Here is a 13,941-nt window from a genome sequence, read left to right on the forward strand (position 1 = left end):
AAAATTTATCCAATAAAAGTTGGTATGAGCTCTATCAGCTTTCTTGTATAATCTAGGAGCATATTTAACATCCAAGGCATGGTGAAAATAATCACACCCACAACTGCTAAAATCTTAGGAACAAAGGATAGCGTCATTTCATTGATTTGGGTTGTTGCCTGAAATATACTTACTAAAAGTCCCACAATAAGACCTGCAAGTAAAACTGGTAGAGAAATAATAAGAGTAATTTTGTATGTTTCAATTGCCAAAGCCATTAATTGAGATTCCAAGAATCCATCCTTTGTAGTCTAAAAAATTATTATCCAAAATAATACACTAAAAGCATAGGTTTTATTGCTAAAATAAGCACTTTATTCTTAAATTAGGACACAAGAGTGATAGAGAATCTTAGAGAAATTGCATCAATACGAGAGAAAAAAATAAAAGAACTAGGATTTGGTTTTAAAGCAGATCTTCCAATAAATCGAAAAACACCTGTATGCCCCCCAAAATTTAACAATCCCTTATTTATTACAGAACTTAAAACTCCATCTAATAAGGAAATTGATGGGATACAGGATTTGATTTCTCTTGCATCTTTTTATCTTGATTGCGGTGCAGGTGCTATCTCTATTCCAGTAGAAAATAATTCTTTTGAAGAGAGTTTAAAGAACCTAATTAATATAAAAGATCGCTTTAAAAAAACTTCTATTTTAAGAAAAGATTTCATCCAATTTCCCGAAGAGATACAAATTAGTTATTTAGCTGGTGCAGATTTAATTCTTATTGTTATTGCAATTTTTTTGAATGATAAGCAAAGGTTTATAACAATTTTAAAAGAAATTAAAAGATATGGACTTATTCCCCTTTTTGAAATTCACAGCATCGAAGAATATGAGTTTTTAAAGCCCTATAATCCAAAGCTAGTAAGTATCAATACAAACTCTTTATTTAATCAAAAAAATAGCAAACAAGAGGCTTTAACCTTGGGCAGAAGAGTGATTACAGAGTCACCTCAAACTAAAGTTGTTTTTGAATCCATAATAGAAAGAAGCTATGATAGTTATGTGATTGGAGCAAGTGGTTTTGATGGCATAATATCTAAAAACTACTTTATCAAGGGCAAAAATAGCACAATTGCAAACCTTATCAAAAATTTTCAAAAAGCAAAGCAAGGTAGCAATCTTTTCTACCAAAATATTTTTTCAAAACTCTCATACAAAAAGCATTTGATTAAAATTTGTGGAATTACTAATATTGATGATGCACTAACATACGCCCAAATGGGTGCGGATATGATTGGTTGTGTTTTAACCCAAAAAAATCCCTATTTTGTTGATACCCCTACATTAAAACAAATTTCCAAGGCTATTAAATCTCTCTATCCTGATGTAATGGTAATTGGGGTAGTTTCTGAACAAGAACTTAAAAGTGCTAAGGAATTATTAAGACAAAATATCTTAGATTCCCTACAAGTGCATCTATCAGATATTTCATATCTTAAATCAGAAAAATTACAAGATAGCAATTTTAGTTTTTATCCCTGCATTGATTATGAAAAACTAGGAGACTATCCACTAAAAGACTCTCTCCCCTTTGTTTTATTAAACTTCAAAACCACCCTTTTAAATCACAAAGAGGCAGAAGCAAAGTTAGAGGAAATCAAAAAGCTAAAGCAATTGCACTCAAAAATTTTTATTACAGGAGAATTTGACAAAAATAATATTATTAAGCTTTTAGAGCTTGGGGTTACAATGATTGATATTAATTTAGAGGTAAAAGAAAATATGGGTAAAGATTTAAAAAAGCTACAAGAAATCTTTCATCTTATTTTTCAATCTTATGACAGAAAAATACAAGAATTCATTATCGATAAAAGACAAACTACAAGGACACTTTAAAAACAATAATCCTGTAATTAAGATGCTATAAAAGCTATTTTCCTAGACAAAACTCCCCAAACATCTTATCAAACATCTCATCAATACTATAGGGTTTTACCAATAAGGATAATTGTTCAATTGCTTCTTTAATATGATAAGAGAAGAGTTCTAATTCATTATTTTGAAGTACTTTTTTGGATTGCTTTAAAGCAAAAATTGTTTCTTCTACTGCCTTAGTTTGATATTGCGCACTCAACAAAATATCTTCCTTAATACCTTGTTTATCCCTAAAAATTTCAGCTAATATGTTTTTGATTTCTAATACAAATTTATTATCTTTTGTATTAATATCCAAAAAATATTTAGCTTGAATTTTTTCTTTCAACATTTTTAACTCTAATTTAGAATTTAAGTCATTTTTATTGTTTAAAATAATTAAATCCTTACCTTGTAGTTGTTGAAGATATTGAATAATTTCTTGATCTTGTGTATCAAGCTCTCTTGAGGAATCAAATACAGCTAAAATAATATCACTCTCTTGCATAGCCTTTTTGCTTCTTTGAATTCCCATATTCTCAATCTCATCTTCACTTTCCCTAATTCCAGCAGTATCAATAATTTTTATAATATTACCCTCAATATTGATGCTTCCCTCAATGGTATCTCTTGTGGTTCCTGCTTGATCACTTACAATCGCTCTTTCTTGCATTAAAAGCGCATTTAACAAAGAGCTCTTACCTACATTTGGCTTTCCAACTATGCTAAGTTCATAGTTTTCAAGTAAAACATTACGCATCTTTGAAAAATCTAAAATTTCTTCCAGTCTATTTTGTAATTGAGAAATATCTCCTATGAGCGATGTAATAAGGTCTTGAGGAATATCCTCATCACTATAATCAATCATTACTTCAGAATGTGCTAAAGCTCTAAGTAAGGATTCTCTACTTTGTTGCACAAAATCGCTCAAAGACCCCTTAAGCTGTTTTGCAAGCAACCTTACTGCATTAGTATTTTGTGTTTGTATCAGATGTGAAATTGCTTCAACTTGTGATAAATCAATACGACCATTTAATAAAGCTCTCTTTGTAAATTCTCCAGGATTGGCAAGCCTTGCTCCATATTCCACGCATAAAGACAAGATCATCTTGGCTAAGACAACCCCTCCATGACATTGGATCTCACAGACATCTTCTCGCGTATAGCTCTTAGGATTCTTAAAAAAAATTACAATGGCCTCATCAATGATTTGACCTTCTTGATCAAAGATATTGCATAAAGTTGCAAAATGATCCTCAAAGTCCTGCTTTCTTGTCAGTCTTTGAAGTATGCTTAAAGAGAGATCTCCACTCATCCTAACCACACTCATTGCTCCAATTCCCATTGGAGTAGAGATTGCTACAATTGTTTGTTGTGTATGCATTGCTAATCACCAATGTAAATGTATTGTTCTTCACCCTCAACTTTTAGGATGACTCTTTTATTAGGATAAAGCTCTTTTAGTTTTCTTTGAGCAATGATTCCTAAAATACCACTTAGATTCTTAGTTTTAAAGCTTTGTGTTTGTTCAATGTGAGGCATAATCTCTTGGATGTATTGTTGGACTAACTCCTCTTGCATCTTCAAAAATTGAGCAACCTCAAGTCTAACACCAAAGCCATACTTTGGATATATCCAATGAAATAAGAGGTATGAAAAAGCCTTGTAACGATAACCTTTCTCTCCGATTAAAAGTGCGCTGTCCCTGCCATCTAAGAAAATAAAAACAGTCCGCTCATCAAACATGCTTACTTCAATCCTATCAATCTCATAGGGCATAAAAGCTAAAAGTTCTTTTAACTCTTTTTGTATCTCAAGGCAATAAGATTCCTTTAAATCCCCTCCCTTTTGTTCTGTTAAATCCTTCTTTTGTTCTGCCCTATCTCTGACATATGCAAGGATAATAGTATCCCTTTTTCCAATCCCAAAAATCCCTTTTCTTGAGTATTGAACCACTTCATATTGCAACTCAGTAACAGAACATTCAAACTCTAAAGAAGCTTGAATAAGTGCTTCTTCAAGATTTTTTGCTTGAATTTTCTTCATGTCTTCTTATGTTCTTGTATCTCTTTTTGTTTCTTTCTCTCAAGCATTCTATTAATGGATAATTGTTGGAAAATGCTAAGAATATTATTAATCGTCCAATAAAGCACCAATCCTGCTGGGAAAAAGATCAAGAAAACTGTAAAGATAACAGGAAGAGTTCTAAAAACCTTAGCTTGTATAGGATCTGTAAAAGTATTAGGTGTCAAGACTTGCTGAATATACATTGAAACACCCATCAAAATTGGTAATACAAAGAAAGGATCCATCACAGATAAGTCATGTATCCAAAAAATAAATTCTGCACTCTTAAGCTCTACAGAGTTATACAAAACCCTATAAATTGCATAAAAAATAGGAATTTGTATCAATAGCGGGAAACATCCTCCCATAGGGTTTGCGCCATGCTTTTTATAAAGTTGCATCATATGCATTTGAAGCTTTTGAGCATCTCCTTTATACCTCTCTTGTATTTCTTTCATCTTCGGTGCAAGATCTTTAAGCTTTTGCATACTCACCATGCCCTTATAGCTTAAAGGGTATAAAACAATTTTGACAATAATGGTTAAAACAATAATTGCCCAGCCCCAGTTATTAAGATATTGATGCAAAAATTCAAGCAATAAAAACAATGGCTTGGCAAAAAAAGTCATCATTCCATATTCCACAACATCAACCAAAACAGGATTAATAGACTTTAATTGCTGATAATCTTTAGGCCCAATAAAACCACCAAAATCTAGACTACCTTTTGCATAGAGGTAGGGAATGGGATTTTTTGTCGCAAAATCTCCATCTATCAATGCATCAATTTTTTGCCCTTTAGAATAAAACAATGTCGTATAGTATCTATCCACACTTGCTAAAAATTTTGCTTCATTAAAAGTTTTAGTTTCTGTTGCATCCCCATCTTCAATCTTTTCAATCTTGCCATCAAACTTTTCTAAAATAACCCCATTAAAAGCATAATTTTCCTTATCTGTAACAGGACGCGCACCATTGGTGATAAAATATTGTTCACTGGGATTACTTACTTCTATTTGAATATCATATTGCAGATTTTCATAAAAAGTAAGTATCTTTTTAATTTCAATGTTCTTTAGCTTTTGGGTCAAAATAAGTTTTTTAGGACTGGTAGAATCTACGACAATCTTTTTATCTGAAGCAGTATATGAAGTCTTAAAAGATTCTGTGTTTATTTCTTGATTTGAAAAACGCATCTCAAGAGGTCTCAAAGATTTTGGATTTAACATCGGAAGCTTTTCCAATGCTTTGGGTTTTTCCATTATTCCAAATAAAACCTTAAAATGATCAAAAAAGCCTATCTCTGGTGCTGTTGTGTATTTTTTATCCTTGAGATAAACTTGAGAAATTCTTCCTAAGTTATCAATCTGTATTTCAAAGGCTTTAGATTCAATTGTCGCAATAATTTCATTCTCTTGCTGATAATTTTCCTGCGTAGATACAGCTTTAGAATCCTGATATGTAATATCTGGAGCATTTTTTTGATTTTTAGCATTGCTTTCTGAAAGATTATCTTGTTGTGGTTTTACAAAAAAATGACTATAAACCACAATAAACAAAAAAGAAAAAACTACTGCCAGTATTACTCTTAAACCCGAATTATCCTTCATCACCCTACCTCAAAAATTAAATGGCCTTTATTATATAAAACTTTTTTGAATTCCTTGCAATTGGGACAAACCAAAACTTGATCCTACAAGGCTTATAATGATTGATTTTAAACCTAGTTTTGATTATTGGATAGTCTATGCCACCTTTAAATAATTGATTACATCTTAGAATTCTTTTAAAGACACTCCAAGAAGCAGAAAAAAAACCTTGAGTGCTAAAACACCACAAAGCATAGTTTGAACAAGTTGGATAATAACGACAAGATGGCATAAACACTGGGGATATTAGCTTTTGATAAAAAAAGATAAGATACACAGATATTTTTTTCACTTCCTATGCCGACCTATACTTGTTAAAAAACTTCAAACCTCTTAAAAAATCTTTCTCAATCTCTTTGAAACTAAGTTCTAAGATTCCTTGTTTTGGGACAATGACCAATGAGATACCAACAAGATTTTCAATGTATAAATGGCACAAACCTCTAAATCTTCTTTTGATTAAATTTCTCTTACAAGCAATACCAACTTTTTTTGATACGCTTAAGCCTAGAAAAAAATTTTTGTCACTATGTCCTAAGAAATACAAGGTAAAATATTTGGAATAAAACTTCTTTGCGTTTTTATAAACACGATCAAAGTCTTGTTTTGTTTTTAACGTTTGAATCCGCAAAAATTAAACCGCTAAACGTTTTCTACCTTTTGCTCTGCGAGCATTAATTACTCTTCTTCCATTTTTAGTCTTCATTCTCACACGAAACCCATGAGTTCGTTTCTTTGGTGTATTATGAGGTTGATATGTTCTTTTCATACTCTCTTCCTTTTATATGATATAAACAAAAATTGAGATTATACTATAAAAAGCCCTAAAAGACTACAACTTCTTTTTCTCTTCTACTAAAACATATACTTCTTTAAGTTGCATATTCTGCAAAATATCAAAAACTTGAATAAAGCTATCTAAATTACTTTCCTTATCACCCCTTAAAACAATGGGAGTATCTTTTGGATATTTTTGCAACATACTCTTAAGAGTCTCAAGGCTTGTTTCAACATCATTTAAAAAATATTTTCCATCCTGATTGATCGTAAGATTTAGCTGTCTTTTATCAGAATTTTGATTATTCTTTGAAGAATTTTGTTCAACCTGTGGAATAGCAATTGGCATCTTTGAAGTAGTAATAAAGGATGCTGTAGTTAAAACAATCACCAACAAAACTAGCATTATATCAATAAAGGGTACAAGATTTAAAGAATCTATTTTTTTCATTCTCTGTCAAGCCTTTTTTCTTGTTTTTTATCAGTTGCAATAGGATTATGATAAATATCCCACTTTGTAATAATTACCTCACTTTTCCTAATCAACATATTATAAAAAACAATTGAAGGAATTGCTACAATAAGACCCATAGCAGTTGCTTTTAATGCCAAAGCTAAGCCCTTCATAATTTCTGAAGTATCACTCATTGAGGTATTGCTAATCCCCATAAAAGTAATCATAATTCCAGCAACAGTTCCAAGAAGACCAATATATGGAGCATTGGAACCTATTGTAGCCATAAGAGTTAGGCGTTTATGCAAATCCAGTTCCAATTCTCTTTTATCTTGATAATCATCAACCCTAACAGTTGCATAAAACCAGATACGCTCAATACCAATTGTAAGTACAATTACTGACAAAAAAAGTAAAAAGCCTATAATCGCATAATCAAGATATTCTTTTATCATTACAATCCCTTACTATAATTTTTCATACTTGCTAATGCCTCTCTATCCAGTATTTTCTTTTTAATACTCTCACGCTTGTCGTGTAGATTTTTTCCTCTAACTAGAGCAATTTCTATTTTTACACGATTTTGTTTATTAAAATAAATCTTAAGTGGCACAATACTTAAGCCCTCTTTTGAAACACTGCCAAACAATTTATCAATTTGTTTTCTATGAAGTAAAAGTTTTCGATCACGCATCTCTTTTGGTCTAAAATGAACATAAGTTGTCTCCAAACAAGAAATATGCATACCAAAGACAAAGGCCTCAGACTTCACAATCTTTACAAAACTATCCTTTAGATTCACTCTTCCTTTTCTTAGAGCTTTAACTTCAGAGCCAAGCAATACAATACCTGCTTCATATTCTTCTAAAATTTCATAATCAAAAAAAGCTTTCTTATTTCTTGCAACAATATTCAATATCATTTCCTTAATCTAAAAAAACTGCTACCACTACCACTAAAAAACCACTCATCTCCCAAATCTCTTTCAAAATTTTTGAGTTCTGGATAGATATTTAAAGCAGGATACAATAAATCATTCAATTGTTTTCTATCATAAATCTTTAATATATCCTTGCTTGGCATTTTAGAAAACTTTTGATACTCATAAGATAATAGAGTTTTGATTGGTTTTCTATCATATTCACTATATACCATTTTTGTATTACAAGAAATCTCTGGGACAAAGATTTCAAAGTCTAATATTTCCTCCTCAAAATACTCAACTTGTTCCCCTATACCATATACATTTGCACTCATATATTGTGTAACAAAAAATGGCACATCAGCCCCTACTTTCTTCCCTATTTCACAAAGCTCTTGAGAAGTAAGATTAAAAAATTTTTGATTTAAATGAAAAAGCACACCACCAGCATCTGCACTTCCACCACCAAGTCCACCACCTCTTGGTATATTCTTTTCTACTTCAATGGCTATATTATCTAAAATAGTCGCCTTTCTCCCCTTGGATTCTAAGAACTTCTTCATCTCAACAACAGCCAAATAAATTGTATTTTGATGCAACTGACAACCAAAATCCCCCTTGAGGGAGAAAAAACTTGATGGTTTAATAAAAATAGTATCTTTAAGACCACCCCTCACAAGATGGAATCTAGAATCTAGTAGATGATAGCCTCTTTCATCTACTCCTATAATTTTTAAAAAAATATTAATCTTAGGAAATACATCAAAAATTAACATCTTCTACACTTTGAAATGCTTTCCCAACACATCTAAAGTATCTCTGGTAGTCTCTTTTATCGCCTTTTGATTTTCCTGTGCAACCGCCTCTTTTAGCTCTGCTCTTAAAATAAGAGTATCAGGTGGAGCTTCAAAACCAAGCTTAACATTCCCTCTATCTATAGAGATTACCTTTACGATGATATTATCTCCTAAAACAATACTTTCTTCAATCTTTCTTGACAAAATTAACATTTAGTAATCCTATTAAGTATATACTTCACTTGGCCATCTTCTTTGACCTCAATTATAGAGAAAAAATCATCAAAATTTGCCACATAAAAGCCATTTTGTACTTTTTTTAGAAAAAACTTTCGTCCATTTTCTATATTTTTCCTAATTTCACCTGACAAGTTATTTAGCAAAGGATATTTTAAAACCTCAAGAGGGTTTAAAATCTTTTCTTTATTTCTTATAGCAAAAAAACCTCCATCTTGGATGCGCTCTAACATACACAAGGCACCATTAACTCCAAGCATTTTAGCTATCATTTCACCAATACTTCTTACATAAGCTCCCTTGCTTACACAAACCTCAAAAGTCAAAAATGGATGCATATAATTTATCAATCTAATATCAAAAATCTCCATTTCTTCCTTTTTCAACTCAAAGCTTATGCCCTTTCTTGCAAGATCATAAGCTCTTTTTCCTTGGATATGTTTTGCACTAAATTTTGGAGGAAAATATTCAATCTTTCCTTGCATCTGCTTTAAAACTTCTTCAATCCTCTCTCTCTCAAAAACTCTAACTTGTTTTATTTCTATAACATTTTCAATATCCAAACTCTCACTCAAAGCTCCTAACCACAATGTTGCACGATAAATCTTTCTATCTGATTTAATATGAGAAAAAAGCTTTGTATATTGCCCAAATGCAATAATCATTGCACCCTTTGCAAAAGGATCAAGGGTTCCAAAATATCCCCCTGATTTTATTTGATATTTCCTCTTTAGGGTGGAAAGATAAGAGTTTGAACTCATAAAAATAGGTTTATAACCTACTAAAATCAGATTATGCATTCAATTTTTCTTCAAGTTCTAAATTTATTTTTTTTAATGCCTTAGAACGGTGTGAGATACTATTTTTTTCAAATAATTCCATCTCACCCATCCTTTTATCAAAGCCCAAAGGTTCAAACAAACTATCATATCCAAATCCCTTATCACCTCTTTGATTAGGATAGATCATTCCCCTGCACTCTTCTGTAGCACTTAAAAATATTTCTTTATCTCTAATCCTTCCTAAAACCACCATAGATGCCACAAAAGATGCTGGAGAACTTGTAAGATTTTTTTGTTTCATTCTCTCAATTAATGCCAGATTGTTTTCTGCATCACTTGAGTTTGAATCAATCCCCTTAAGCCAATTAGCATATCTTGCACTATAAATATTTGGCTCATCATCCAACTTAGATACGCACAAGCCACTATCATCACTTAAAACTAAAATATTTGATGCACAACCCAATGCCTTATAAACTGCTTTTGCCTTTATAATTGCATTCTCCAAAAAACTCTGACCATCTTCTTTTATATCAAGACTCAACCCTGCTTTTTGCATTGAAATAATTCTAAAATCCTTGAAAATTTCTTGAATTTCTTGAATTTTTCCTTGGTTTGAACTTGCTACAATAATTTCTACTTTATCCTGCAATTTTTCCCTCAATACACATATTTTTTAATACCAAAGATTGGATTTGTGAAGCTATAATCATAACTCAAAAATTATAACTTACAAATTAGAATTTCTTAAAACCAAAGGTTGAGATATGATGAAACAAATTCTTCCATTAACAGGCATTGTCGCCTTAAGATTCTTAGGTCTTTTTATTGTTTTACCTATTATTGCACTCTATGCAAATAGTTTTCACAATACCTCTGCTTTTATGATAGGTCTTGTTGTAGGTGGAGCTTATCTTACACAACTTATTTTTCAAACCCCATTTGGAATCTTAAGTGATAAATTCAATCGAAAATATGTTGTTTTGATTGGGTTGATAATCTTTTTTATTGGGTCCATGATTTGTGCATTTGCAGATAGTATTGAGTTACTTGTTATTGGAAGACTTATTCAAGGAACTGGAGCAATTGGCGGTGTAGTGAGTGCTCAAGTTGCTGATATGGTAAAAGAAGAACAAAGAACCAAGGCAATGGCCATTATGGGTGGTGGTATCTTTGCAAGTTTTACCCTTGCAATGGTAATTGGTCCTATCATTGGAGGAAGTATTGGAGCTAGATGGCTATTTTTACTTACAGCACTTCTTACCCTCTTATCAATCTTTATTCTCTATTTCTTTGTTCCAAATTCTCCAAAGTTAAGCTATTCTTTTCAAAATACCCAAAAAGCATCTAGAGATTTTTTAGACAAGAACCTTTGGATAATGAATCTAAGTTCTTTCTTTGAAAAGATGCTAATGTCTTTGATTTTTGTAATTATTCCTCTTGCTTTAGTTGAGCATTTTTATTTTGATAAAGAAGCCTTATGGAAAATTTATGTTCCCAGTGCCATACTTGGAATCTTTGCAATGGCTCCTGCAAGCATTTTGGCAGAAAAATACAACAAACCAAAACTTGTTTTATTAATAGGTATTTTTTGTTTTTTAGTTGCCTACACTTTTATTGCACTTGCAGATTCTAATCAAGTCCTATGGTTTTTTATTTTGGGTGTTTTTTTATTTTTTATTGGTTTTGCAATGCTTGAACCCATTATGCAATCTCTAGCAAGTAAATATGCAAAAGCTTATTTTAGAGGAACTGCTCTAGGAAACTTCACAACCGCATCTTATATAGGTTCTTTTATAGGTGGTATGTTTGGAGCCTTGCTATATCATCACTTTGGATTGAATATTTTAGCTATAGGCACTACAATTTTATGTATTTTTTGGCTTTTTATCATCTTATTTCTTGACAATCCACAAAAACAAAAAAATATTTATTTAACCCTGCAAAATGGTTTGAGAGAGAAAATTGATTTTATTCAAAAAATCTTTGGTGTGATTGAATGTTATGTCAATGAGAATGAAAAAGTGCTGATTATCAAGTATAATAGCGCGCTTACAAATGAACAGCAAATTCTTGAAAAAATCCAGTAATTTAGCAAGGAATATTTGATGGAAAAATATCAGATTAGTAAAAAAATTTTAAGCACTGTTGGAAAAACAAATGCACAATACAATCTAATAGAAGAAGGCGATAAAGTTTTACTTGGATTAAGTGGAGGTAAGGATTCCATTCTTCTTGCGTGTATTTTAGAAAGAATGCAAAGACATGCACCTTTTAAGTTTGAGTTTAAAGCTATCACAATTCATTATGGCCTAGGTGAAGATTTTACCTACCTCACAGAAATTTGCAAAAGACAGGGAATTCCCCATGAAATTTACTACACAACTATTGCAGATACAATTAAATCAAAGCGTAGAGAAGGAAGTTCTTATTGTAGCTTTTGTTCGCGTATGCGAAGAGGGTCTTTATATTCCAAGGCCTTAGAAATGGGTTATAACAAGGTTGCAATTGCACATCATCTTGATGATGCAGCAGAGAGTTTTTTTATGAATCTCACCTATAATGGCGCACTAAGAAGTATGCCTCCTATTTATAGAGCCGAAAATGGATTGCAGGTTATCAGACCTCTTATACACATACGAGAGCGCCAAAGTATTGATTTTGTAACCTCTCAAAATATTCAAACTGCTCCTGATTGCAATTGTCCTGCCAAGCAACCAGATTCTGATAAGCCACCTATTGCAAGACTTGCTACAAAACACTTTTTACAAAGTCTTGAAAAAGACAATCCAGAATTTTTTAAGTCCTTAAAAAATGCTTTCTCAAATTTGCACGCAAATACTTTTAGCGATCTTAATTTTTTAGATAAATAAGCTTTTAGGAGGATTTAATTGGGAAAAAATCTTTCTTTGAGAAAACTTTCCATCCCTATTTTCTTTGAGATTTTTTTACATTATGCATCTTTGGTAATCAATACTTATATGGTCGCAAGACATTCTAATTATCTTGTTGGATCTATGGGTGTTGGAAACCAAATCTTTGATTTATTTATTACACTATTTAGTTTTTTGTCTGTGGGCTGTAGTATTGTGATTGCTCAAGCTATTGGAGCAAAAAATAAAACTCTTGCAAGTAAAGCTTTGCATCAAAGCCTAGGGGTTAATATTCTTATTGGACTTTTTAGCGGATGGATTATTTTTGTTCTTGCAAAGCCTTTACTTATTCTTTTAAATACCTCTAATGATCTATTGCAAAATGCCTCACAATACCTTAAGATGTTAGCAATCTGCCTTTGCTTAGAATCTATTAGTATTATTCTAGCCTCCATTTTAAGAGTTTACAATCTGGCATATTTTGTGATGCTTGCTTCAGCTTTGATGAATATTGTTATGATTATTACTAATTATTATGTGCTCTATCATACAAATTTGGAACTTTTAGGAATTGGTATTAGCACGATATTTAGCAGACTATTTTTAATCATACTTTTAGCCCTTATTTTTTATCTTTACTTAAAAATTAAAATTTCTTTTAAAGAAATCTTTCAATTTCAAAAAGATGTTTTAAAAAAAATATTACACATTGGATCTTTTAGCGCTGGGGAAAATCTCCTTTGGATTGTCCAATATACTATCGCTTTTTCCTTTGTCAATCAACTTGGAGCCATCCAAACAAGCGTGCAAACTATTTATTTTCAAATCTCACTTTTAATCATGCTAATAGGACAGGCTATCAGTATGGGAAATGAAATTATTGTTGGAAAGCTTGTTGGTGCTAGATATTTTAATACAGCTTATAGACACACATGGTTTGCTCTTTATATCAGTATTCTTGCCTCATTTTTTGTAGCTCTTTTAAATTATTTAATGAAAGATTATAGTATGCAAAAACTAGATCTTTTAGATTCTGTAAAAACTATAATGCTTCCTCTCTTTACACTATCTTTAATCTTAGAAGTTGGAAGAACATTTAATATTGTAATGGTTAATGCCTTGCGTGCAAGTGGGGATGCAAAATTTCCTTTTTTCACTGGATGCATCTTTATGTTTGGATTATCTCTGCCTCTAGGTTATATCTTATGCTTTTATTTTAATCTAGGAATTATTGGAATCTGGATAGGTTTTTGTGCAGATGAATGGATAAGAGGTCTTGTAAATGCCTACAGATGGAAAAGCAGAAAATGGAAAAACAAGGCTTTAGTTTAAGCCTTGTTTGATAAAAAAATAAACTTCAATGATTGATCCATAAAGTTAAAATCTTACATCTAATTATCTTTTTTTGTCTTATGAAAATATTTCTGATTTAGATTTTTTTTGTGCTAGAATTCCGCTCTAATAAAATTAAGAATAAAAATC

The 13,941-nt window shown here is 31.4% G+C and carries 18 protein-coding genes; 4 read left to right on the forward strand and 14 right to left on the reverse strand.

Annotated features, from left to right (window positions below; genetic code table 11):
* Positions 1–5 precede the first annotated feature (5 nt).
* A complete protein-coding gene (gene fliQ / locus C6H31_RS04840) occupies positions 6–272 on the reverse strand; it encodes a flagellar biosynthesis protein FliQ (RefSeq protein WP_104697685.1) in 267 nt (88 codons plus the stop codon).
* Between the two features lie 105 nt (positions 273–377).
* Between fliQ and C6H31_RS04845 the strand changes: the two genes are divergently transcribed.
* Positions 378–1,883, forward strand: a complete 1,506-nt coding sequence (locus C6H31_RS04845; RefSeq protein ID WP_104697686.1) for a hypothetical protein — start codon at positions 378–380, stop codon at positions 1,881–1,883.
* A 34-nt stretch (positions 1,884–1,917) separates the two neighbouring features.
* Here C6H31_RS04845 and mnmE read toward each other — a convergent pair whose 3' ends face one another.
* The 13 genes from mnmE to rdgB form a co-directional block, all read right to left on the reverse strand.
* The gene (gene mnmE, locus C6H31_RS04850) at positions 1,918–3,285 is read right to left on the reverse strand and encodes a tRNA uridine-5-carboxymethylaminomethyl(34) synthesis GTPase MnmE (RefSeq protein WP_104697687.1); all 1,368 of its coding nucleotides are present in this window, start codon (positions 3,283–3,285) and stop codon (positions 1,918–1,920) included.
* A gap of 2 nt (positions 3,286–3,287) precedes the next feature.
* The gene (locus C6H31_RS04855) at positions 3,288–3,947 is read right to left on the reverse strand and encodes a Jag N-terminal domain-containing protein (protein ID WP_104697688.1); all 660 of its coding nucleotides are present in this window, start codon (positions 3,945–3,947) and stop codon (positions 3,288–3,290) included.
* The gene (gene yidC, locus C6H31_RS04860; protein WP_104697689.1) at positions 3,944–5,578 is read right to left on the reverse strand and encodes a membrane protein insertase YidC; all 1,635 of its coding nucleotides are present in this window, start codon (positions 5,576–5,578) and stop codon (positions 3,944–3,946) included. Before yidC ends, C6H31_RS04855 begins: the two co-directional genes overlap by 4 nt.
* 16 nt (positions 5,579–5,594) lie before the next feature.
* Positions 5,595–5,909 (reverse strand): membrane protein insertion efficiency factor YidD, encoded by a 315-nt coding sequence (yidD, locus tag C6H31_RS04865; RefSeq protein ID WP_104697690.1) that lies wholly within the window; start codon positions 5,907–5,909, stop codon positions 5,595–5,597.
* A 3-nt stretch (positions 5,910–5,912) separates the two neighbouring features.
* Positions 5,913–6,248 carry a ribonuclease P protein component gene (rnpA, locus tag C6H31_RS04870; RefSeq protein ID WP_104697691.1) on the reverse strand — a complete coding sequence of 112 codons (336 nt, stop codon included), beginning with the start codon at positions 6,246–6,248 and terminating at the stop codon, positions 5,913–5,915.
* 3 nt (positions 6,249–6,251) lie between these two features.
* A complete protein-coding gene (rpmH, locus tag C6H31_RS04875) occupies positions 6,252–6,386 on the reverse strand; it encodes a 50S ribosomal protein L34 (RefSeq protein ID WP_104697692.1) in 135 nt (44 codons plus the stop codon).
* Positions 6,387–6,449: 63 nt separating this feature from the next.
* A complete protein-coding gene (locus tag C6H31_RS04880) occupies positions 6,450–6,845 on the reverse strand; it encodes an ExbD/TolR family protein (protein WP_104697693.1) in 396 nt (131 codons plus the stop codon).
* Positions 6,842–7,300 (reverse strand): TonB-system energizer ExbB, encoded by a 459-nt coding sequence (gene exbB, locus C6H31_RS04885; RefSeq protein ID WP_199768125.1) that lies wholly within the window; start codon positions 7,298–7,300, stop codon positions 6,842–6,844. The genes C6H31_RS04880 and exbB overlap by 4 nt, the downstream gene beginning before the upstream one ends.
* Positions 7,301–7,302: 2 nt before the next feature.
* Positions 7,303–7,764: an SsrA-binding protein SmpB gene (gene smpB, locus C6H31_RS04890; protein WP_199768121.1), complete on the reverse strand. Its 462-nt coding sequence runs from the start codon at positions 7,762–7,764 to the stop codon at positions 7,303–7,305.
* A 2-nt stretch (positions 7,765–7,766) separates the two neighbouring features.
* Positions 7,767–8,546, reverse strand: coding sequence for a 4-(cytidine 5'-diphospho)-2-C-methyl-D-erythritol kinase (locus C6H31_RS04895; protein WP_104697696.1), 780 nt, complete (start codon positions 8,544–8,546; stop codon positions 7,767–7,769).
* 3 nt (positions 8,547–8,549) lie between these two features.
* Entirely contained in the window at positions 8,550–8,780 is a 231-nt protein-coding gene (locus tag C6H31_RS04900) for a carbon storage regulator (RefSeq protein WP_104697697.1), read from the reverse strand.
* Positions 8,774–9,604 (reverse strand): tRNA pseudouridine(55) synthase TruB, encoded by an 831-nt coding sequence (truB, locus tag C6H31_RS04905; protein ID WP_104697698.1) that lies wholly within the window; start codon positions 9,602–9,604, stop codon positions 8,774–8,776. Before truB ends, C6H31_RS04900 begins: the two co-directional genes overlap by 7 nt.
* Complete coding sequence (rdgB, locus tag C6H31_RS04910) at positions 9,597–10,238, reverse strand: RdgB/HAM1 family non-canonical purine NTP pyrophosphatase (protein ID WP_158654714.1); 642 nt, start codon at positions 10,236–10,238, stop codon at positions 9,597–9,599. The genes truB and rdgB overlap by 8 nt, the downstream gene beginning before the upstream one ends.
* Positions 10,239–10,353: 115 nt before the next feature.
* On the opposite strand from rdgB, the gene C6H31_RS04915 reads away from it, so the two are divergent.
* Genes C6H31_RS04915 through C6H31_RS04925 form a run of 3 tightly spaced genes read left to right on the forward strand, consistent with a single transcriptional unit; the run spans position 10,354 to position 13,791 of the window.
* Complete coding sequence (locus C6H31_RS04915) at positions 10,354–11,676, forward strand: MFS transporter (protein WP_104697700.1); 1,323 nt, start codon at positions 10,354–10,356, stop codon at positions 11,674–11,676.
* A gap of 18 nt (positions 11,677–11,694) precedes the next feature.
* Positions 11,695–12,459 (forward strand): tRNA 2-thiocytidine biosynthesis TtcA family protein, encoded by a 765-nt coding sequence (locus C6H31_RS04920; RefSeq protein ID WP_104697701.1) that lies wholly within the window; start codon positions 11,695–11,697, stop codon positions 12,457–12,459.
* 18 nt (positions 12,460–12,477) lie between these two features.
* Positions 12,478–13,791: an MATE family efflux transporter gene (locus C6H31_RS04925; RefSeq protein WP_104697702.1), complete on the forward strand. Its 1,314-nt coding sequence runs from the start codon at positions 12,478–12,480 to the stop codon at positions 13,789–13,791.
* Positions 13,792–13,941: the final 150 nt, after the last annotated feature.

Source organism: Helicobacter sp. 'house sparrow 1', assembly GCF_900199585.1.
Classification (GTDB): Bacteria; Campylobacterota; Campylobacteria; order Campylobacterales; family Helicobacteraceae; genus Helicobacter_H.

Bases quoted from the DNA above. Each gene is read 5' to 3' on its own strand.
- C6H31_RS04915 (WP_104697700.1), top strand. From the start codon at position 10,354: ATGATGAAACAAATTCTTCCATTAACAGGCATTGTCGCCTTAAGATTC.
- C6H31_RS04855 (WP_104697688.1), bottom strand. From the start codon at position 3,947: ATGAAGAAAATTCAAGCAAAAAATCTTGAAGAAGCACTTATTCAAGCT.
- C6H31_RS04880 (WP_104697693.1), bottom strand. From the start codon at position 6,845: ATGAAAAAAATAGATTCTTTAAATCTTGTACCCTTTATTGATATAATG.
- C6H31_RS04920 (WP_104697701.1), top strand. From the start codon at position 11,695: ATGGAAAAATATCAGATTAGTAAAAAAATTTTAAGCACTGTTGGAAAA.
- C6H31_RS04895 (WP_104697696.1), bottom strand. From the start codon at position 8,546: ATGTTAATTTTTGATGTATTTCCTAAGATTAATATTTTTTTAAAAATT.
- mnmE (WP_104697687.1), bottom strand. From the start codon at position 3,285: ATGCATACACAACAAACAATTGTAGCAATCTCTACTCCAATGGGAATT.
- C6H31_RS04900 (WP_104697697.1), bottom strand. From the start codon at position 8,780: ATGTTAATTTTGTCAAGAAAGATTGAAGAAAGTATTGTTTTAGGAGAT.
- yidC (WP_104697689.1), bottom strand. From the start codon at position 5,578: ATGAAGGATAATTCGGGTTTAAGAGTAATACTGGCAGTAGTTTTTTCT.
- rpmH (WP_104697692.1), bottom strand. From the start codon at position 6,386: ATGAAAAGAACATATCAACCTCATAATACACCAAAGAAACGAACTCAT.
- truB (WP_104697698.1), bottom strand. From the start codon at position 9,604: ATGCATAATCTGATTTTAGTAGGTTATAAACCTATTTTTATGAGTTCA.